The sequence below is a fragment of the Cryptosporangium aurantiacum genome (genome assembly GCF_900143005.1).
GTDB classification, from domain to species: Bacteria; Actinomycetota; Actinomycetes; order Mycobacteriales; family Cryptosporangiaceae; genus Cryptosporangium; species Cryptosporangium aurantiacum.
Window position 1 is genome coordinate 1,389,442 of the sequence record NZ_FRCS01000001.1, and the last position, 19,696, is coordinate 1,409,137.

Sequence of the window (19,696 nt, forward strand, 5' to 3'; positions counted from 1 at the left end):
GTCAGGAACGCGACCCCGCCGAGGCTCTCGGCGGGGTCGCGGCGGGCTGGCCTCCGCGGCGGGCTGGCCTCCGCGGCGGGCTGGCCTCCGCGGCGGGCTGGCCTCCGCGGCGGGCTGGCCTCCGCGGCGGCTGGCCTCCGCGGCGGGGTCAGACCGGCAGGAGCGCTGCCAGCGCGGTTGCCGCCGCGGGGTGGGCGGTGAGCAGTGCGGCCACCTCGGGTGACGACCCGGCGTCGCCGGACTCGGACCAGACCGCCTCGACGCCGAGCAGCGTTGCGATGGCGTCGGTGGCCGCGGGGTGGGTGGTCAGCAGGTCGGCGATCGGGCCCGCCGGGACTGCTGCCGCCGGTGCGGCGGCGGGAGCGGATGCGGCCTCCCAGGGCGGCACGAACGCGTCCAGCGCGGGAAGCGTGCCCGGGAACGTCCGCCCGGCCTCCCGCACCAGCGTCGGGACGAGTTCGCCCGCCTGCTCGCGCAGCGTCGTGATCAGCGACGGCAACCAGGGCAGCAGTACCGGGTCGGGCAGGCGCGCGAACGCCTTCGACAGCACCTCGACGACGAACGGCGCCAGGCTCGGCACCGGCTCCAGTGCCTGGACGAACCCGCTCAGGTACTGCGGGAACGCCGGCAAGACCAGCGGGTTGTCGAGCAGGTCGTCGCACCGGGCGCGCAGCTCCACCCGGGTGACCGTGCCGAGCTGCGTCCCGGCGGCCCACACCAGCGCGAGCTTCGCGGGCACCTCCGGATGGGACTGCTGCACCGCAAGCTCCAGCTGCGCCCGGTCGCAGCCCAGCGTCAGCGCCAAGCTTTCCAGGCTGAACAGGAACCCGAGCATGGCCGCCACCTGGCGGACGCCGGTCTGCTCGTCGATGAACGCGGTCGGCAGCAGCGTGCAGTAGTGCGCGTAGCCGACCGTGACGAACTGTTCGCACCAGGCCGGGAGCTCGGGCTCGGTGGCGCGGTAATGCGCGAGCAGCCGGCGGATTCGGCGGAGCACGGCCGGGGCGTCGTCGACCGTGCGTTCGGCCTCGAGCAGCTCGACCGCGCGCGCCCCGAGTTCGGCGACGAACGTCGGGCTGTCCAGGTAGAGGATCGCGTCCTCCACCGCCGCCAGCGCGGTCGCGGCCGTCGCGTCGGTCGCGCGGACGCTCTGCCGGAGCCGCTGTTCGAGTACCTGCTCGATCGCGACGCCCTCGTAACCCAGCTCGATCAGCGACCGTTGGTAACGGCCGATCGCCAGGTCCCAGCTCTCCTGCAGCGAGGCTGTCTCGCCGAGCCGCCGTTCACCCATGATCGGGCGGACGGCGTCCGCGGGCAGGAGATAGCGCAACCGCCAGAGCAACCGTGACGCGGGCGCCAGGTCGGGACGCCCGGCCAGATCGAGCAGTGCCCGCTGGATCGTGCGGGACTCCAGGTCGAGCCCGAGTGGTTTCAGCCGGTCGTAGACGTCCCGGGCCAGCGGCGGCAGCGCGTCGTACCCGACGCTGCCGATGCGGTCGCCGCCGAGCAGGATCTCGCAGAGCCGCCGCACGTCCCGCCTGCCCGGCACCCCGTCCTTCTCGATGCAGGTGACCGCCGCATCCTGGAAGTCGTACGGGGTCGGCCGGGCCCGCCCGCGCATCCCCGCGAGCAGGATCGAGGTCTCGAACACTGCGATCGCGTCCGCGGTGCTGGACAGGTATCCGTTCTTACGGGCGAGCCGGACGATGTCGACGCACCAACCGAGCAACTCGGCCTCGTCCCGGTCGTCGAGCTGCGGCGGCTGCGACAGGAATCCCGACAGTCGGTCGACGGGTACCGACGGCGTCGCCGGCAGCATGGCCGCTCCGGCACCGGCACCCGCACCCGCACCGGCCCCGGCGGCGCGTCGGCCGCTCCCGGCGGGGCCCGGCGCCGGAGCGGCGGCCCGGCCGGCGCTGGTGCCGCGCTGGCCGGTCAGCGCGAACGGCTTCACACCCGCCTTGGTGACGGCCTTCTTCCACGTCGCCGCCGCGATTGACACCGAGCCCGGTGCCAGGCCGAACTGCGCCTCGATCGCGGAGTGGCTGGACGGGATCAGCCCGTAGAGCCACTTCGTCGGCGTTCGGTCGGAGATCGTGAACTCGGTGACGGGCGCGTCCGAGCCGAACTCCTCGACCCGGCTCGCGGCGTGGAACGCGCCGCAGACGTAGAGGGCACGCCCGCGGTCGATGCCGGTGCGGGCGAGGTGCTCCCGCATCCGGGTCCACATGAACCGCTCGCGGTCCTCGTCCCGGTCGAGCTTCTCGGCGTCGGACGGGCGCAGCCGACGGAAGAGGCTGCCGATCAGCACCATGACCTGGCGGTAGGTGTCGTAGTCGGCGCCGACCAACGGCTGTTCGACGTACTGGTCCCACCACTCCGACCAGTGCCGGACCTTGCCGTGGTGGAGCAGGTGCTCCTCCAGCTCGGCGAAGCCCGGCCGCAGGTCGCCGATCTCGAGGCCGACCGCGTCGCCGTGCAGGCCCGCCTCGTCGGTGGCCGACTCCGCCTCGTCGGTGGCGGGCTCGGCCCCACCGGTGCGGGGCTCCCTCGGCAGCCACTGGAAGACGTGGTCGGTCGAGCGGTCGACGAGCACCAGCTCGACGCCGGGCGTCTCCAGCGCGTAGGAGATCGCCTGGTACTCCGCCGACGCCGCGGTGATCGGCGCGACCACCGAGAGCGGCGCCCAGTCTTGCGGATGGCCGTGCAGCTCGGAGGCGAACGCCTGCAGCGCGACCGGCAGCGTGCAGTTCCGCAGCTCGGTCAGGAGCGGCTGAAAGTCCTCGCACAGCTCCAGGTAGATCACCGACGGCTGCTTCTGACGCAGCCGGCGCACCATCGCCAGCGCGGACGCCGGCGAGTGGTGGCAGACCGGGAAGATCTCCAGCGGTTCGCGCAGGGCACGGTCGACGTCGTCCACCAGGCCGGTGAGGATGCCGCCCAGGTCGCCGCGGCTGCCGGCGAACGCTTCCGCTGCTCCCGTGAGCTGCTCGCGGAGCGACGCGAAGCCTCCGCTGGCGACACCGTCGGCGTCCTCGGTGGCACCGCCCGCCGCCGACGGGCCGCCCGCGGTGACGACCTCGCTCACGACAGCGTCGCGATCGCCTCGCGACCGCCGGAGAGGAAGCCCTCCCATTCGCCGGCCTCCTGCTTGCTGCGCTTCTCCACCGTGCCGTGCCAGTACTTGTTCAGGATCGCCAGGTCCTCCGGGCTGCGCCGGGCCAGCGAGCCGACCAGCGACCGGGCGAGCGTGTCGGCCCGCAAGGACCGGTCACCGAAGAACTGGCTGTGCAGGATCGCGTCCTCCAGGACGCCGATCTGCTCGGCGGTCGACAGCGACGACTCGAGCTTCTCGTCGTCGCTGGTCGCGGACGCCGCCGCGGTGCGCAGGTCGGCGAAGCTCTGCAGCAGGATGTCGAGCAGCGTCGGCGGCACGTCCAGCTCGATCTCGTGCCTGCGCAGCAGCTCGACGGTGCGGAAGCGGACGATCTCCGCCTCGCTCTTCTTGTTCGTCACGACCGGGATCCGGACGAAGTTGAAACGCCGCTTTAGCGCGGAGGACAGGTCGTTGACGCCCCGGTCGCGGCTGTTCGCGGTCGCGATGATCGAGAAGCCCGGCTGCGCGAACACCGTGTTGATGCTGTCGTCCTTCAACTCCGGGATCGACACGTACTTCTCGGACAGGATCGAGATCAGCGCGTCCTGGACGTCGCTCGTCGTCCGGGTCAGCTCCTCGAACCGCCCGATGACGCCGCGCTGCATCGCGGTCATGATCGGCGACGGGATCAGCGAATCCGGCGACTGACCCTTCGCGATGACCATCGAGACGTTCCACGAGTACTTGATGTGGTCCTCGGTGGTGCCCGCGGTGCCCTGGACGACCAGCGTCGAGTTCCGGCTGATCGCGGCCGCCAGCAGCTCGGCGAGCCAGCTCTTTCCGGTGCCCGGGTCGCCGATCAGCAGCAGACCGCGGTCGGACGCCAGCGTCACGATGCTGCGCTCGACGAAGCTGCGGTCGCCGAACCACTTCTGCGCGACCGGCCGGTCGAGGCCGTCGGCGCGCTCGGAGCCCAGGACGAACAGCCGGACCATCCGCGGGCTAAGCCGCCACGAGAACGGCTTCGGGCCGGTGTCGATCGACTCCAGCCAGTCGAGCTCGTCGGCGTACTTGACCTCGGCGGGGGCGCGGAGCATGTCGGTCATTCGAACGCCTTTCAGGTGAGGAAGTTCTTGAGCTCGAACACGAGCTTGTCGATGCGGCCGGAGATCACCGGCGTGCCGAGGGTCTTGAACCGGTCGCGGAACCACGGGTTGACCTGCTGGCTCCCCGAGCTGGTCACCGAACCGACCGGGATGAACTTGACGCCGGACCGGTGCACGGCCTGGATGCCTTCGAAGAGCGGCTGCGACCGGTCGAACTCGTAGAAGTCGGAGATCCAGATCATCGCGGTGTTGCGGGGATCGGCGATCTTCGGCCGGGCCATCGCCATCGCGACCGGCCCGTCGTTGCCGCCGCCGAGCTTCGTCCGCAGCAGCGTTTCGAACGGGTCGTGGACCCACGGCGTCAGGTCGAGTGCCCGGGTGTCGAACGCGATCAGGTGCACGTCGACCTTGGGTAGCCCGGCGAAGATCGACGCCAGGATCGTGCAGTTCACCATCGAGTCCACCATCGAGCCGGACTGATCGACGACCACGATCAGCCGGGACGGTGTGCTCTTCCGGGCAGTCTGCCGGTAGTACAGCCGCTCGACGTAGAGCCGCTCGTCCTCCGGGTTCCAGTTGGTGAGGTTCTTCCAGATCGTGCGGTTCACGTCGAGGTTGCGGAACACGCGCTTCGGCGGCACGGACCGGTCGATCGGACCGACCGTCGCCTTCTCCACCTGCGTGCGCAGCACCTCGGCGACCTGGTCGACGAACTTGCGGATCAGCGCCTTGGCGTTGGCCAGCGCGACCCCGGAGAGGTTCGACTTGTCGCGCAGCAACTGCTCGACCAGCGACATGCTCGGCGTCAGCTTCGCGGCAAGCGTCGGGTCGGCGAGGACCTCGCGCAGCGCCATCCGCTTGATCAGGTCGCCTTCCATCTCGGCGAGCGTTTCGCCGAGACCGTTCTCCTCCGAGCGGCCGCGCAACTGGCCGGGCTCGTGGCCGAGCGCGCGCTCCAGCCACCCGGTGTCCTGCTGCCACGTCGACAGCTGCCCGGCCGTGACGTTGCCCGACCCGGTGCAGAACACGTTGAGCAGCAGCTTCGAGACGATCGCCGCGCGCCGAACCTCGGCCGCGGTGTCCCGTGGCTCGCCGTCAGCGGGCTCCGGCGGCTTCATCAGACCGTCGATCTCGGCGGTCAGCTCGGGGAACCGCTGGAGAACGGTGTCCATCGAGACGGTCCGGTCGAGCAGCGCGGCCGGCAGCCCGATGTCGTCGACGACCGCGACGCTCGCGCTCTCCAGCGTCGGCTGCTCCGACGGGTCGAACAGCTGGGCCAGCAGCCGCCAGTAGAGCACCTGGCGACGAGCGGCGTCGGATTGCGTCGTGTCGGGCCGGGCGCCGTCGGGCCGGGTGTCATCGGGCCGGGCCGCGTCGGCGCCCGAGCCGAGGGGCGTCGTCATTTGCGCAGCAGCCGGCTCGCGCGCTCGCGGAGCACCGCGACCGTGTCACCGGCGGCCTTCACCGCCTTCGCCACCTTCGGGTCGGTCGGGCCGGACGCCCAGTCGCCGACGTGCATCGGTACCGGCTTGCGCTTCACCGTGGCCTGGATCGCCAGCGGCTGTAGCGACCACTGCCCGTCGTCCCAGCGGAGCAGCCCGAGGCAGGCCGTCGAACCGGTGACCAGCTCCGGCGTCAACGGGCCGAGCGTCGGCAGCCGGTCCAGGTCGAGCGCCAGGCGGTGCCCGTCGAGCACCAGCACGCCGTCGTCGACCGCGTAACCCTCGACGAGCACCGGTTCGGCGAGCCGCACCGGGTGCCGGTCGAGCGGCGGCACGGCCGGGGCGACGGCACCGGCCAGGTGGATCCGCGCCGTGACGAACGGATCGGCCGGGTCGCCTGCCTGCGCCCGGTCGTCGGCCCAGAGCAGGTCGCCGCTGCTCAGCAACGTCAGGTCGGTGACGGTCAGCGCGCGCCCGTCGGTGAGCGCGGCCAATAGGGCCGGATATCCGTCGAACAGACGCCAGATCGCCGGACCGACGATCGTGTCGACCTTCGCGGCGGCCACGGTGGTGCGCACCAGGCGCGGTGTGGTCTCGCCCGCGAGCTCGAGCAGGCCGTGGACCTGTACTTGGACGGCGGTGGCGTGCTCGTGGACGTCGACGCCGAGGACCAGAAGCCGGCCGGAGACGGTCTCGGCCGCGCCTGCGGGCCACGTGCCGGGCTGGCAGAGCAGCATCGCCCTGGCCCAGAGGTCGGCCCAGCGGCGCACCGGCAGCTCGTCCATCGTCGCGATCGGAGCCGAGGCTCGTAGCTCCGCGGCCAGCCCGTCGACGAGCACGGCCAGCCGCCGCAGGCGCGGCTGCGTGACTACTGAGGGCATGAGCATGGCCTCCAGTACCTGACCGGACGAGGAGACCAGATCGTGGTCGACGCCGCGCCAGCCGGTGACCGCCAGCTCGCGGAGCCACGAGCGGCAGCCCTCGAGCAGGTTCCGCGGTGCGTCGGGCGCGTCGGCGTCAGCGGCGACCCACTCGGACCGGGGGCGGCCGACCGCCGTGTCGGCGCGGTCGAGCAGCGCGTCGTGCACGGCGCCCAGTAACGCGGCGCGCGCACCGGCCAGCGTCGTCAGGTGCTCGTCGGCGATCGAGCCCGCGGCGAGCTTGGCAGCAGCCTCGGAGGCACGATCGCCCAGCGGAGTGACGGCGACACCGGCGGCCAGCGCGGTGAGCGCCGCGGCCCCGTCGTCGCCGAGCCGGCCGAAGCCGGTGACCAGGCAGGCGTCGAACCCGTCGACCAGGTCGAGCGTCTCGGCGGTGCCGGCGGGCGTTCCATCGACGAGCGCGGCGAGTTGGGTAGCGAGCATCAGCGCCCCAACCCGTACGCGGGGAACCAGTGCAGCTCGGGGATCGGTTCCCCGGCGTCGGGAAGTTCGAGGTAGGCGAGGTGCCGCAGGAAGCGGCTGAACACGGTCGCGGCGGCCGACGGCTCGTGGCCGCTCAACCCGCGGGTCAGCGCGGTGGGGTCGGGGACCTCGACCAGGTCGACGCCGAGGTAGCGGCCCACGCGCTCGTAGCCGTACTGCAGCACGGCCTCGTCGACCAGCGACACCAGGTGCTTGCAGGGCGTGCCGCGGAGGCCACCGCAGGGCCGGTTGTTGTTCGTGCTGCAGTGGTAGGTCAGCGTGCCGGCGACGATCGACGAGACGTAGACCCGGTCGATGTCCGAACCGCTGGAGACGACGCCCTGCAGCCGGCCGTCTGCCAGCGCGACGAACGGGACCTTGGCCAGCTTGCGCGGCCGGACCGGTGGCACGACTCTGGCCGTGCTTCGGGCTTGCACGAGGGAGAACCTCCGTAACTCGGAGTGCGGACACGCCGGTGGCCAACGGTGACGACGCGCGGCCGACCCGGACGTCTCAGTTCTTATCGCACCGGTGCGACAGTTCCGGATGGGGCACCTGCGCGCTGTGTGACGGCCGAGATCGGCGTGCGCCCACCTCGAACCGTCGGGGGCTTCCGGTGGCCTCGACGGCTGCCTACCGTGTTCTCGGGGAACCGGGAGCCGCCGATGGTGACCAGAGGCAACCGCACGCGCAGGCCGACTGCTGCGTTCGCGCTGCGTCGCGCGCTCTTCCTGCTCTGGATCCGCGTCCTGATCGGCAACGGAATCACGCCGCCGGGCCGTGTCAAGGACGAGATAGAGGCGGGGAACTGTCTGTTCCCCGGCTGTGACCTGGATGCCGAGTATGAGACGAAACACGGCGGCCATTGCCCCGACCACAAAATAGTATGGACGAATTGTCCGATGACGAAGTGCGACGATGACATTGTTCGGCGCGATAAAGGATGGCATTGGCACTGTCCGAACCGCCACCTGGCTGATGGGGTGCTTTGTCCATATTGTGGTCAACTCGGGGAGTTACCGGCCGGGGGGAAACTCTGGCAATGCAGGAAGGTTCCGGGGCACCAGTTCTATATCGCGGAAGGCTACTGCCCGGATTGCGATTTCGGTCGGCTGGTGACGCGCTCCGAATCCGAATTTTGGCGATGTGAATATTGTGACCCGATTCCCTAGGTGAGGGCTGCGTTTGAGCACGGACATCATTAGCACCATCGGCGGCGGTGCGGGAAAAATCTCCCGCTATTTTTCCGTAGTGAGTGCACTACCCGCTGCGGTGTTCGCTGCGTACGCCTACTTGCTGGTGCAAGCCACCGACTGGTTCGGCCCGGTTGATTGGTCACGGATCGCGCGGTTCGAGTTGGCGGACGTCGCTGTTCTTGGCATCTCCGCTCTCGTCATGGCGATGGCGCTGAACCCGCTCCAGTACCCCCTCATACGGCTTTTGGAGGGGTATTGGGGCACGTCAGCTCTAGCTGTGGAGTTGGCAGTCATCCGAACCGACTACCATCGGCGCCGTTCCCGTTCGCTGTTCAGCGAGGGGACTTCGGCCGCAGCGAAGCTGGGCAACCCCATTCGAGCCCTTGATACGTCTACCGCCGATCAGGAGACACTCCGCGCGGCGGTCGTCTTCGCCGAGAACCGGCGCGCTCGGTCTGACTACCCCGATCGGCACCGCCTTCTGCCGACCAGGCTAGGCAACGTTCTGAGGCGATACGAGGACGCGATATCTCGAACCTACGGCCTGGATCCGTTGACGGCCGTCCCAAGGCTGGCGATGGTGGCCGGCGAGAAGGAAGTGGCGTACGTCGAGAATCAGCGCATTCAACTTGAACTCGCTGTTCGTACGACACTCCTCGCCTTGCTCGCTAGCCCGCTGACGGTGTTGTTTCTGAGCCGAAGTCAAACGTGGATGCTGTTGGCGGTCGTCCCCTATAGTGTCGCATTTCTTGCGTATCGAGGGGCGGTCTCAGTGGCTCACGAGTACGGGACGAGTCTGGCTGTGCTGACGGATCTAGGACGTTTTCCGCTCTACGAACGCCTGCATCTCCCGCATCCTCGAACGATCACGGACGAACGGGCGACGAACGAGGAACTGGCGCGGCTCTTCCGACTCAAGCGTGGCGTCTCCCTGGAATACGAGGTCCCGGGGTCACACCTGGAAATCAACGTCTCCGAGGGGCGCGGAGCGAGCGAGCAGCAGTAGCGAGCCGCACGACCAGACGTGGTTGGCTCTGGTCGAATCGTTTGGAACGATGCCAGCGTGACGCAGCAGGGGGATTCGGCCGCCGGTTCAACCGCAACGTCTCGACAGGCGCCGAAAAAGGCTGCCTCCAGAGGGGCAACGCGGCCGGTCGAACAGCTGCCCCAGGAGGACGCGGAGCCTGTTCGCCGCGCCGGAAAGGAAGCGGAACGGAAGGTGAGCATCCCGCCGCGGCCGAGGCAACGGGACAGTTGGCTATGGGCGCTGCGGCTGGTGGTGTTGGGGGCGATGGTCGCGACGAGTCGGCAGTGGGGGCCGTTCGGGGTGGTGGCGGCCGGAGTGGTGACCGTCGGGGTCATTACGTTGATCGTCGGCGGCGCGACGTTCGAACCGCGTGTTCAGCTCCGCGTAGTGGTCAGTGTCTGCGTTCTGATCGTGCTTGTGTTCCTCGGACAGGCCACCGGCGTCATCAGCGATGAGCCCGGCGGCACCGCAAAGGCGGGCGGCGCGAGCGCGGCACCTTCACCGGCGGACACGAAGACGGTGCAGCGCTTGAAGGAGGGCGCCGGGCGGGGAGCGACGCTCGGTTCGGTCGTGTTGGACGGGCAGAACCTCTCCGACACCCATCTCGACGGTGTCAGTGCGGCGGGATCCTCGTTCACGGACGCGGTGCTCAACCGGTCGAGTCTCGCCGGTAGCGATCTCAGCGGGGCAAGTCTGCGAGGGGCGAAGCTGCGCGGCGCCAACCTCCGCGGAGCGAACCTCACCGGCGTCGACCTTCGGGACGCCGACCTTACGGACGCGTGCTTGAACGGCGCAGACCTCACGGGCGCCGTGTTGGACCGTGCGGTGTTGCGTGGCGCTGCGGTGTCCGGTGCGAGGGTTGATCAGTCAACGACCGTGAGGGCGGTGGCTTGGGGAACCCCTTCCCAGGCGGGAACAGCCGCATGTTTGCTCGGCCCCTGACAGAGGACGCGGAGCGGACCGGCGGGAGGAGCGGCACCTCTGGATGGTTGTGGCGTTCTCCGCCTGCCTCGCTTCGTGGTTGTGGCACTCTCCGTGTCCTGGCACGGAAAGCGCCACGATCACCGTCAGCGCAACCCGGAAACGGCCACAACGATTGCGTTCGCGCTCACGGCGTCGGTGAGGTGCGTCGGTGCCAGAAGGGGGCGGCCGGCCAACGGTCCTCGGCGGCGTAGTACTCCAGCCGCTGGTGCAGGTACGTCGTGCACTCGCGGTCGAGTGCGGCCTCGTAGGCCGCTGATGCCTCGGACGCGTCACCGGAGAGTAGCGCGAGCACGGTGTCGGCGGCGGCTTTCGCGGAGCGCAGTGCCCCGGCGACGCCGTTGCCGGTGATCGGGTCGACGGCGAGCGCGGCGTCCCCGACGGCGATCCACGGTGCGCGCCGCGGATCGGCGCCGGGATGCGGGCGGTGCAGCCGTTGGCTCACCGCGGACACCACCCGAAGCCCGGACACCAGGCCCGCGCCCGCCGTGCCCACGGCCCCGTCTGCGGCGCCCTGCGCGCCGGCGACGCCTACGGCGCTCACGGCGGCTGCGGGGCCGAGGCGTGCGGCGGTTTCCGGGCCGAGTTCTCCGCGCCAGCGCTCGACCGTGCTGAGCCGGTGGCTCCGGGCCAGGTCGGCGTCGGTGAGCAGCATGACGACCAACTGGCCGGGCCCGGCAGGCGCGGAGTACCACCAGCCCGCCGGCACGGTCTCGACCAGCCCGTACCCCGGTGGGTCGGCCGCCGGGACGAACCCGGTCACGGCGACCAGCCGGTCGAACGGGATCCGCTCGGCGTCGAGCCGGCAGCCGATCCGAGCCGCGCGACCGGTCGCATCGACCAGAACCCGGGCACGCACCCGACCGCGCCCCGCGAGGCGCAGTTCCCAGGCCGCGGCCCTGGTGACACCGACGCAGGCCACGCCGGTCCGCAGCACGGCGCCCGCCTCGACAGCGGCCGACGCCAGCGAGCGGTCGAACGCCGCCCGGTCGACGTACCAGCCCGTGCCGTGCGGGCTGAACAAATGAGAGCTCGACGCGGCGCCGCCCCAGTAGCTCCGAATACCGTAGGACGGCGTTGCCGTGCCGGGCAGCGTCACGCCCAGATCGCGCAGGAGCGGGTTCACGTCCGGCGACAGTGACTCGCCGACCCGGGGGTGGTCGAACCGCGACCGTTCGAGCAGCAGCACCCGCCGCCCGGCCCGCGCCAGCCACAGCGCCGTCGCCGACCCGGCCGGGCCGGCGCCGACGACCGCGACGTCAAAATCAGGCAATCGGACGCCAGACCACGGCGGTCAGCGTCTTCTCCCGGGAGATCTGCTCGCCGCTCGGGGTGGTGCCGCGGCCACGAATCCGGATCCGGTAGGTCCCGAGCTGGTGGGCCGCGAAACCACCGGTGAAGCGGCCGCCGTCATCCTCCGCGAGCGCGACGGTCAGCGGCTCGGTATCCGGCCTCGTCACCTCCGCCCACACCTGCCCCCAGCCCACGAGCGGCACTCCCGCCCTGACCAGCGTGGCGTCCAGGTCCACCCAGGAGCCCGGCCCGAACTCCCGCTGCGTGACGTGCGCGCTGAACGTCAGCGACGAGTACGCGTGGACGAGCAGGCTGAACGGCACTCCGCCCGACCGCGCCGCAGCGGTCGGGACATCGACCTGGGCCACACCCTCCGCCGCCAGCACCGCGCGACGGGCGAGCCGCGGGAGGTCGTCGGTGTCCGGCGCGCCGGGTACGACGTCCGCCGGGGCGGACCCCACGTACCGGAGCGAATGATCGGTGCCGTTCGGGCTCTCGGTGCGTTCGTCCCGCGGCGCTCCCCACCGCACCACCACGTGCCAGGTCCCCGCGTGGTCGAACCGGTCCTGCTCGTACTCGAACGGCAACGCGATCCGGTAGTAGGCGACACCCTTCGACCGGACGTGACGCATGCCCGGCTCCACCTCGGCACGCCACGGCTCGATCAGCTGGCCACTCGGAGTCTCCAGCCGGAAGTCGACCGCGTCGGGATCGGGCGTCAGTAGCACGACGTCCACCCCGGAGTCTTCGGCGACCAGCGAGAACGGGAACCGTTCCACCTCGCCCTCCGGCAGTTTCGCGTCCGGGTCGAGGACGACCTCCGCCTGGGCGATCCCGGCCAGGACCTGCAGGAAGTACTTGTGCAGGCGGAACCGGTCGTCGCTGTTGATCGCCCCGGTGACCAGCAGGTAGGCGCCGGTGTTCCCGGAGAGCGCCTGTAGCGCGGGCACGCTGATGTTCTGCGGCTGGCCGAACCCGATCGCGTAGGTCGACGCGGTGAGGCCCCCGACGACGTCGGCGATCCACCGTTCCTGGTTCTCCAGGCCGTCGGTGAGGACGACGAGCGCACCACCGTCGAAGTCCCCGCCCGCCGCGGAGAGAAGGTTCCGGCCCTCCGCGATCCCGTCGCCGATCGACGTCTCGCCGTCCGGGTCGAGTTCCGTACTCGAGAGCAGGTCCCTGATCCGGCCACGGTTGACGTCCGACAGACCGCCCGTGCCCAGCGGCAGCACCGGCTGGAGCGCCTGCGCGTCCTGGTTGAACCGCACCAGGCCGACGCCGTCGTTCTCCAGCATCACGTCGACGAACGCGGTGGCGGCCTCGCGCAGCGACACGTGCTTCGGGACGCCGTCGCCCCGGTCTTCGGTCATGCTGCCGGACCGGTCGAGGACCAGCGCGACCGCGGTCGTGCGGCGCGCCACCGTGTCGCCGGTGACGGTCACGGTCCAGGTGGACGACGTCCCGACGTGGCGAACCGTCAGACGCTGCGGCGGCAGCGCCGAGCCGGCCAGCCCGGTCCGGTAGATCACCCAGAGGCGGGCGGTGGCCACGCCGGACGGACCGGTCGGACCGACGGTGACCGACGAGTTGAACGCCACCAGCTGCGGATGTGCCGGAGCGCCACCCGGCGCGTACTCTAGCGTCACCGGGGCGTTCGCGGCGGTCACCTCGAACGTGATCGCGAGCGCTGCCTCCCGCGCCATGCCCATCAGACCCTGCGGCACGTGCTCGAAGTCCAGCACGGGCGTCAGCAGGTTCACCGAGATGGTGTCGCACCGGTCGACCTCGACGTGCTGGTTGCCCTGCCGCACGACGAACCCGAGCTTGTGCCAGGCGTCCACCATGTCGGTCGCGGTATCCGCCACCCCGGCGGTGAACGACTGGCCGAGCCGGCCGCCCCGGATCACCGCGTTCGGCCGGGGAACCGGCCACCATCGAGTGCCGCACGCCGCGAAGTCGGCCTGCCACGGCAGCGCCATGACGTGGGTCAGCGCGCCCGGTCCCAGCCGGTTGTGGTCGAGCCGGTAGGGCTCCGCGTAGTTGGCCGCGTCGATGATCGGGCGCGAGGTGTCGTCCAGGCCGCCGGCCTCGATGCCGGGGAAGAACGACGCACCCACGCAGGCGTCCAGCGCGGCCCGGTCCAGCCCGTCCGGCGTCACCGTGGCCTCGGGCGGCGGGACGCCCTGCCAGTCGTTGCGGTACGTCTTGTCCTTCCACCGCTCCAGGTGCAGGTACTGGACGCTGGTGAGCCGTCCGTCGCCGGTGCTGTCGTTGAGCCGGGGCATGTTGCCGCCGCCCCCGCTCGGCGTGATCAGCCGGTTGAAGATTCGGGTGCGCAGTGCGTCGGCGATGACCGGCTCGGTCCAGGTGTGCACACCGCGGACGTCCTCCACCCAGCCGGTGTCGCGGGTCCGTTGCAGCACCGGGTAGACGTCGTGCGTGTAGGAGGTGGTCGCGGGCGCAGGTAGCCGCCCGGCCTCGACCAGCGCGGCGGTGATCCGGTCGTACAGCGTGACGACGCTGTCCTGGTCCGGCGCGAACTTCGGCGGGGCGACCAGGATCCAGGCGCCGGTCACCGGCGGTGTCGAGCCGTCGGCCCGCAGCGTGATCGTCGCGGTGACCGGGCCGTCGGCGACGTCGTCGTACCAGTCGTCGCTGGCCCAGAAATGCCCGCTGAGCGCGGTTCCGGCCGGGGACGCCGAGCGGCCGGACCCACCGAGCACGAGCAGCCGGTTCTCCGGCGTCGAGCGGACCTCACCGAGCGGGACGGTGGTCACCGGTGCGCCGGTGAAGCGGATCGTGCCGGTGTCGAACGCCTGCCGCTGGTTCGGGCCGGTCAGTGTGCGTGGCCCCGGATCGATCGTCAGGTCGGCGGCCGACTCCGTGTTGCCCCGGTCGGGGTGCGCGGCCTTCGTGTTGGCCAGGTGGACGGTCCAGTTGATCGTCGCCTGGGCGTCGGTGACCTCGGCGACCGTGCCGTCGTCGTGGTGGGCGTAGATGCGGAACCGGGCCGCCTGGCGCTTGATCCGGCACTGGTCGTCCTTGTAGCCGCCGGGGGGTTCGGGGAACGTACGGAGCCGTTCGGGACCGACGAAGAATTCGTCCGGGCTGTTGCCGACGCGCGCGACGCCGATCGCCGGGTGAATCTTGTAGACGGTCGCCATGTGTCTCCCCCTGAAGTCCGATTCGGACGGCACTGCCCACGCATTGTTGCGGAGACGCTGCGGATCGTGGGGGTAGTCGCGGGGAAGGAGGTGAACTCAGACGGTGATCAGGGCGCGGCCGGCGAGGCCGAGGCCGACGAGCAGCACCATGCCCGCGGTGGCGAGCGGGGCCGCGGCCGACCAGCGGGCGGTGAGCCGGGGGAACGGCCGCCACCGCCAGCGGTCCTGCACGACGATCAGCGCGAGCCCGGCCGCGGTCAGTGCGCCCGCCATCCCGAGGCCGTAGCCGAGGACGAGCAGGACGCCGAACGCGGTGCGGCCGAGGCCGATCGCGCCGAGCAGGATCACCAGCGCGGACGGGCTCGGCACGAGCCCACCCGCGATCCCGATCCCGATCAGCCCGGCTCGGCTCGCCCGGTGCGGGTGCGAGTGCGTATGGCCCACCCCGTGCGAGTGCTCGCCCTCGTGCGAGTGGTCGGCCTCGTGAGAGGAGTCGCCCTCGTGCGAGGGGCCAGCGCCGTGCGAGTGTTCAGCGCCGTGCGCGTGCCCGTGCCCGTGGGAGTGCGCGTGCTCGTGCGAATGCCCGTGGCCGTGGAAGAGTCCGTGCCCGGCCCGGTGACGTCGGGCCGAGACCAGCATTCCGATCCCGACCGCCGCCACCACGATCCCGCTCGCCACGCCGAGATATCCCAGCACGGTCTCGCCGACCAGCCCGGCCACCGTCGTCAGCACCAGCCCGAGCACCAGCACCCCGCCGGTGTGCGTCAGCGTCACGGTTCCGCCGACGATCAGCGCGTCCCGCCGTCGCCCACGGCGTCCGGCCAGGTAGGCGGCCATTACGGTCTTCCCGTGCCCGGGGAGCGCCGCGTGCCCGGCGCCCAGCGCGAGCGCCAGCAGCACGGCCAGCACCCCGACCGCCGGCGTGAGCTCCGACCGCCCGAGCATCGACTGCAGTGTGGCGTCCGCCGCCGCGGTCCACCGGGCGAACACCGATCCGTCGGTGATCGCCGGCGTCGCGGCGGTACCCGTCGAGGCGCTCCCGGGCCGCACCCGGAACGACGCTGACCGCACGTCCAGCGGCGAGCTCAGCAGGTCCTCCGGATAGGCGCGCAACCCGTCGCTCACGTCGGCGGCCGGGATCGGCGCGTCCACCAGACCGACCCCGCGACCGACCGCGGTGATCTCCCGCCAGCCGACCCGGTCGGTGCGGTACGTGTTGCGCACGTCCACCGCCGCCGGTGACCCCAACGACGCCGGACCCGTCAACGCACAGGTCAACCGGCTGGTCACCAGCCCGGCCGACCCCGGAACGTACTCGAACGCCGCCGACGACACCGTCCACGGCACGCGCGTCCCGTCCACCCGCACGCGGAAGTCACGGGCGAGCGCGGCACAGGACGTCCGTGCGTACGTCGCCCGCTCGGCGGCCGACGGCGTTCCGTCCCCGTCCCGGTCGACGGCCGGCTTCTCCTGCAGCGTCGGCAGCTCGGCGGAGTCGACGACGGCACGAACGTCGACCCGCTCCGGCGACAGCGTGAGCGACTCGAGCTGGTTCACCGAGAAGTTGCCCAGCGGATGTGCCTCCGCGGGGCTCGCCGACCACACGAGCACCAGGCCCAACGTCACGATTACGACGGCTGACCTGCTGATCAACGTCCGCATCGGAGCCTTTCAGAGCGACGCGAGGGTACGCCGGGCCGCAGGGGCCTCGACCGGGGAGAAGTGCGGGTTGAGCGCGAGCGCAGCCGACAGGCTGCGCCGCGCTGCGTCGGGCCGGCCGAGCGCGGCCTCGATGACCCCCTGGTGGTACAGAAAATGCGCGTTGCGGACGCCGAGCGCGGAGGCTTTTTCGGCGTACCGCAGTGCCTCGGCGTGCCGGCCGTTCGCGTGCAGTGCCTGGGCCATCGCGTCCGCGACGTCTGAGAACTGACGGCGCTTCCACTCGCGCTCGGCGGCGGCGAGCGCTTCGGCGGGCTTGCCGCGGGCGAGTGCCAGCGTCACCGTCGTCAGGTCGTCGGAGCCGCCGTTCGCGGCGAACAGCTGCCCGGCGGCGTCGGCGAGCGCGAGCTGGGTGGCGGCCTCGGTCGGGCGGTCGGCGGCCCGCAGCAACTCGGCGTACTCCAGGAGGTAGGTCGGGGTGGGGGAGCGCTGGGTCAGCGTGCGGTAGTCGGCGAGCGCGGCGGGCAGGTCGCCGCGAGCCGCCGCGACCTTGGCCCGGCCCTGGTACAGCGGCAGGTAGTCGGGGTCCGCGCGGTGGCCGACGTCGTAGTGCTGCGCGGCGGTGTCGAGGTCGCCGCTGTTCCAGGCCAGTTCGCCCAGCTGGTAGCGGCAGAACGCGATGTCGGCGGGGTCGACGGCGGTGGCGAGCGCGCGGCGCATCAGAGCGGTGGCTTCGTCGACCCGGCCGTGCTGCTCCAGGTCGTAGGACGCGCGGGTGAGCGCGGGCAGCGCGGGGCGCAGGTCGAGCATGCGCTGGACCGCGGCGGTCGCGGCGTCGGCGTGTCCGAGTTGGGTCTCGGCGTCGGCGAGGACTCCCTGGGCGTCGGCGCTGTAGGGGTTCTGGGCCAGCGCGCGCTGGGCGAAGTCGCGTCCTGCGGGAAAGTCGTGGCGGGCGTTGGCGAGCGCGCCGAGCCCGGTGAGCGCGGCCGGGTTCGGCGCCGGCCGCACGTCGAGTGAACGCCGCAGGGCGCCTTCCGCCCGGGGGTACCAGCTCGGGTCCGCGGTGATCCGCGCCTTCTCCAGGTACGCGCTGCCGAGCGACGCCCACGTCGCGTAGTCGCGGGGGAGCCTGCGGAGACGCTGCTGGGCGTCGGCGATCGCGGTGTCGAGCGCCGCCGTGCTCTCCGGCTGCGTCTGCGGCGCGGGAGCCGATGCCGGAGTGGACGAGTCGCGGAGCCCGACCACGCCACCGACCGCGAGCAGCCCCACCGCGAGCACCGCGACAACGATCACGGCCCGCAATCGCCGCGACCCATGGCCCACGGCCTCGGGCGCGGCCGCCTCGTCCGCGGCCGACCCCGGCGGCACAGCATCGTCCGCGGCCTCTTCCGGCGGCACGGCATCGTCCGCGGTCGCGTCGGGCGGCACGGCATCGTCCGCGGTCGCGTCGGGCGGCACGGCATCGTCCGCCGCCGGCCGGGCCGCGGTGTCCGGGGCGGGCTGCGCGGTGCGGGTCATCCGCGTCTCCTCGGGGGTGATCGGCCGCGGTGGCCGGCCGGGGTGTGCCCTACCCCGGCCGGCCACCTGGTTCCGGCGTTCGTGCGGTGGAGCGCTATCGACGCCGTCGGCCGCGGTGGGGCGGCAGGGTCGCGGTGGTCGGGCGGCGCCGGTACCAGGCGACGAACCCGGCGATCGAGCAGAGGATCGCGGTCGTGGTCACGGCGGTGATCAGCGAGACCCCGGTCGGGCCGAGCCGGTCGATCGCGGCGACGTTGTCGGTCTGCGGACTCGACCCGCCCTGGTTGACGCCGTCCTCGTTCGGCAGCGCGACGAACGGGAACTCGCGCTCGAAACGCACGTCGTTCTCGTTCACCTTGTCGCCGGCGGCGAGCGCGTCGACGAGCTTGCCCTCCTGGGCGGCGCCCTCCATCACCTGGATCGCGATGTCGACGACGTCGTCGCCGAGGCGGCGGCCGTTCGGGAAGCCCTCGGTGTCACCGGCGAGCAGCCCGAGCCGGTCCGGCTTCGTGTTGTGCTCGTTCCCGAGGTTCAGCCGCAGCATCTCCGACGCCCGGAACTTCTTCGCGTTGACGTCCCGGTTGAGCAGCTGCGAGTTCAGATCGACGTCGATCGGGCCGTCGGCTGCCTTGGCGATGCCGGTCAGGAAGATCTCCACGAGGTCTTCCCGCGGTGCGTCCGGCGCCGGGATCTTGTAGATCTGCTCGATCAGCTTCGGCAGCTCCGGATCGGTGACCCGGTCCACGGCCTCCTGGACGTCCGCGTCCTGATCGGGCCGGAGCGCGTTGAACGCGTCCTTCAGCCCGGCCGGCAGCACGACCTCGTTGACCAGCGGGTTGCCGAGGCGCGAGACCTGCACGGTGTCGTTGCCGAGCTTCGCCTTCGTGTTGCCGGAGATCCGCACCCGGTTCCGCTCGGTGGTCGACCAGAGGCCGACGACCGGGTTGCGCTTGACGTTGTTCTTGAGCGCGAGCGCCTCGGCCGGCACCTGCAGCGCGATCGAGTTGACGTTGTACCCGCCGAGCGTGTCTTCGCCGACCTCGCTCAGGTCACCGCCGTACAGCAGGTCGAACACCCGCAGGTCGGCGAAGAACGGGTCGTCGGCCTGGCCGGCGAACGCCTTCACGTTCTTCTTCTTCACGACCGCCTGTTCGCGCAGCGCCTTGTAGTCGGGCATCGACGCCTTGCCGACGAACGAGGGGGCGACCGGTGCGTTCTTGGCGATCGTCTGGCTGTAGCGGTTGCCGCCGTCGTACGACACTTCGAGCGTGTAGAACTGCTTGAACAGCAGGTTCTCGTCGTCCAGCGACGTGACCTGGCCGTTGTTGTAGAGGAACGTGTCATTCTTCCGCTGGTCGTCGTTCTTGAACGTCCACCGGAAGACGACGTCGGGCTTGGCGTCGCCGTCGTTGTCGACGTTGATCTTGTACGCGGCGTCGGTCGCGAACGGGTAGAAGTTCGGGCCGCCGTTGGGCTCCTCGAACGGCTGGAAGTTCGCGACGAGCAGGATGGAGCCGGGAGTGTCCGGGCTGGCCATCGCGTAGAAGTCGGTGTTGTCGACCGCGGGGTCGGCGGCGATCAGCGGCGCCTCGCGGTGGCTGGAGCTCTGCGCGGTGCCCGGGCCGAGACCGGTGACCGCGGTCGCGAGCGCGAGACCGCCGGCGGCGAGCGCGGCCGTGGTCCGGCGCGGGAGTCGGGTGCGCCGCGCGGGTGGAGGCGACCCCGGTGGTGGGGTGCTCGGTGGTCGCTGCGGCGTCGTCGTCATCCGGGGTCCTCCACGTTGGAATAACCATGAACGCGGTCAACCCGG

General features: G+C 71.3%; 12 protein-coding genes. 2 read left to right on the forward strand and 10 right to left on the reverse strand.

Annotated features, from left to right (window positions below; all coding sequences use genetic code 11):
• Positions 1-148: 148 nt before the first annotated feature.
• From BUB75_RS06170 to BUB75_RS06190, 5 genes are read right to left on the reverse strand one after another with little or no spacing between them, the layout of a single operon-like run.
• Entirely contained in the window at positions 149-3,088 is a 2,940-nt protein-coding gene (locus BUB75_RS06170) for a DUF5682 family protein (RefSeq protein WP_218617317.1), read from the reverse strand.
• Positions 3,085-4,203, reverse strand: coding sequence for an ATP-binding protein (locus BUB75_RS06175; RefSeq protein WP_073252263.1), 1,119 nt, complete (start codon positions 4,201-4,203; stop codon positions 3,085-3,087). Before BUB75_RS06175 ends, BUB75_RS06170 begins: the two co-directional genes overlap by 4 nt.
• Positions 4,204-4,214: 11 nt before the next feature.
• Positions 4,215-5,606, reverse strand: a complete 1,392-nt coding sequence (locus tag BUB75_RS06180) for a VWA domain-containing protein (protein WP_084740248.1) — start codon at positions 5,604-5,606, stop codon at positions 4,215-4,217.
• Complete coding sequence (locus BUB75_RS06185; protein WP_073252265.1) at positions 5,603-7,009, reverse strand: hypothetical protein; 1,407 nt, start codon at positions 7,007-7,009, stop codon at positions 5,603-5,605. The genes BUB75_RS06180 and BUB75_RS06185 overlap by 4 nt, the downstream gene beginning before the upstream one ends.
• On the reverse strand, positions 7,009-7,485 hold the full coding sequence (locus BUB75_RS06190; protein ID WP_073252267.1) for a hypothetical protein: 477 nt from the start codon (positions 7,483-7,485) through the stop codon (positions 7,009-7,011). The genes BUB75_RS06185 and BUB75_RS06190 overlap by 1 nt, the downstream gene beginning before the upstream one ends.
• A 748-nt stretch (positions 7,486-8,233) precedes the next feature.
• Here BUB75_RS06190 and BUB75_RS06195 point away from each other — a divergent pair.
• Positions 8,234-9,250, forward strand: a complete 1,017-nt coding sequence (locus tag BUB75_RS06195) for a hypothetical protein (RefSeq protein ID WP_143175037.1) — start codon at positions 8,234-8,236, stop codon at positions 9,248-9,250.
• A 57-nt stretch (positions 9,251-9,307) separates the two neighbouring features.
• Entirely contained in the window at positions 9,308-10,213 is a 906-nt protein-coding gene (locus BUB75_RS06200) for a pentapeptide repeat-containing protein (RefSeq protein ID WP_218617318.1), read from the forward strand.
• A 166-nt stretch (positions 10,214-10,379) separates the two neighbouring features.
• Here BUB75_RS06200 and BUB75_RS06205 read toward each other — a convergent pair whose 3' ends face one another.
• The 5 genes from BUB75_RS06205 to BUB75_RS06225 all read right to left on the reverse strand — a co-directional run bounded on the left by BUB75_RS06205 (position 10,380) and on the right by BUB75_RS06225 (position 19,651).
• The gene (locus tag BUB75_RS06205; RefSeq protein ID WP_073252273.1) at positions 10,380-11,525 is read right to left on the reverse strand and encodes an FAD-dependent oxidoreductase; all 1,146 of its coding nucleotides are present in this window, start codon (positions 11,523-11,525) and stop codon (positions 10,380-10,382) included.
• On the reverse strand, positions 11,518-14,709 hold the full coding sequence (locus BUB75_RS06210) for a LodA/GoxA family CTQ-dependent oxidase (protein ID WP_073252275.1): 3,192 nt from the start codon (positions 14,707-14,709) through the stop codon (positions 11,518-11,520). The genes BUB75_RS06205 and BUB75_RS06210 overlap by 8 nt, the downstream gene beginning before the upstream one ends.
• A gap of 96 nt (positions 14,710-14,805) precedes the next feature.
• Complete coding sequence (locus BUB75_RS06215) at positions 14,806-16,335, reverse strand: hypothetical protein (protein WP_218617319.1); 1,530 nt, start codon at positions 16,333-16,335, stop codon at positions 14,806-14,808.
• Positions 16,336-16,380: 45 nt separating this feature from the next.
• Complete coding sequence (locus BUB75_RS06220) at positions 16,381-17,886, reverse strand: tetratricopeptide repeat protein (protein WP_084740249.1); 1,506 nt, start codon at positions 17,884-17,886, stop codon at positions 16,381-16,383.
• A gap of 94 nt (positions 17,887-17,980) precedes the next feature.
• A complete protein-coding gene (locus tag BUB75_RS06225) occupies positions 17,981-19,651 on the reverse strand; it encodes a DUF4331 domain-containing protein (protein ID WP_073252277.1) in 1,671 nt (556 codons plus the stop codon).
• Positions 19,652-19,696: the final 45 nt, after the last annotated feature.

What these genes read in the sequence shown, in the direction of transcription:
- BUB75_RS06175 (WP_073252263.1), bottom strand. Translation starts at nt 4,203, where the DNA reads ATGACCGACATGCTCCGCGCCCCCGCCGAGGTCAAGTACGCCGACGAG.
- BUB75_RS06180 (WP_084740248.1), bottom strand. Translation starts at nt 5,606, where the DNA reads ATGACGACGCCCCTCGGCTCGGGCGCCGACGCGGCCCGGCCCGATGAC.
- BUB75_RS06185 (WP_073252265.1), bottom strand. Translation starts at nt 7,009, where the DNA reads ATGCTCGCTACCCAACTCGCCGCGCTCGTCGATGGAACGCCCGCCGGC.
- BUB75_RS06210 (WP_073252275.1), bottom strand. Translation starts at nt 14,709, where the DNA reads ATGGCGACCGTCTACAAGATTCACCCGGCGATCGGCGTCGCGCGCGTC.
- BUB75_RS06220 (WP_084740249.1), bottom strand. Translation starts at nt 17,886, where the DNA reads ATGACCCGCACCGCGCAGCCCGCCCCGGACACCGCGGCCCGGCCGGCG.
- BUB75_RS06225 (WP_073252277.1), bottom strand. Translation starts at nt 19,651, where the DNA reads ATGACGACGACGCCGCAGCGACCACCGAGCACCCCACCACCGGGGTCG.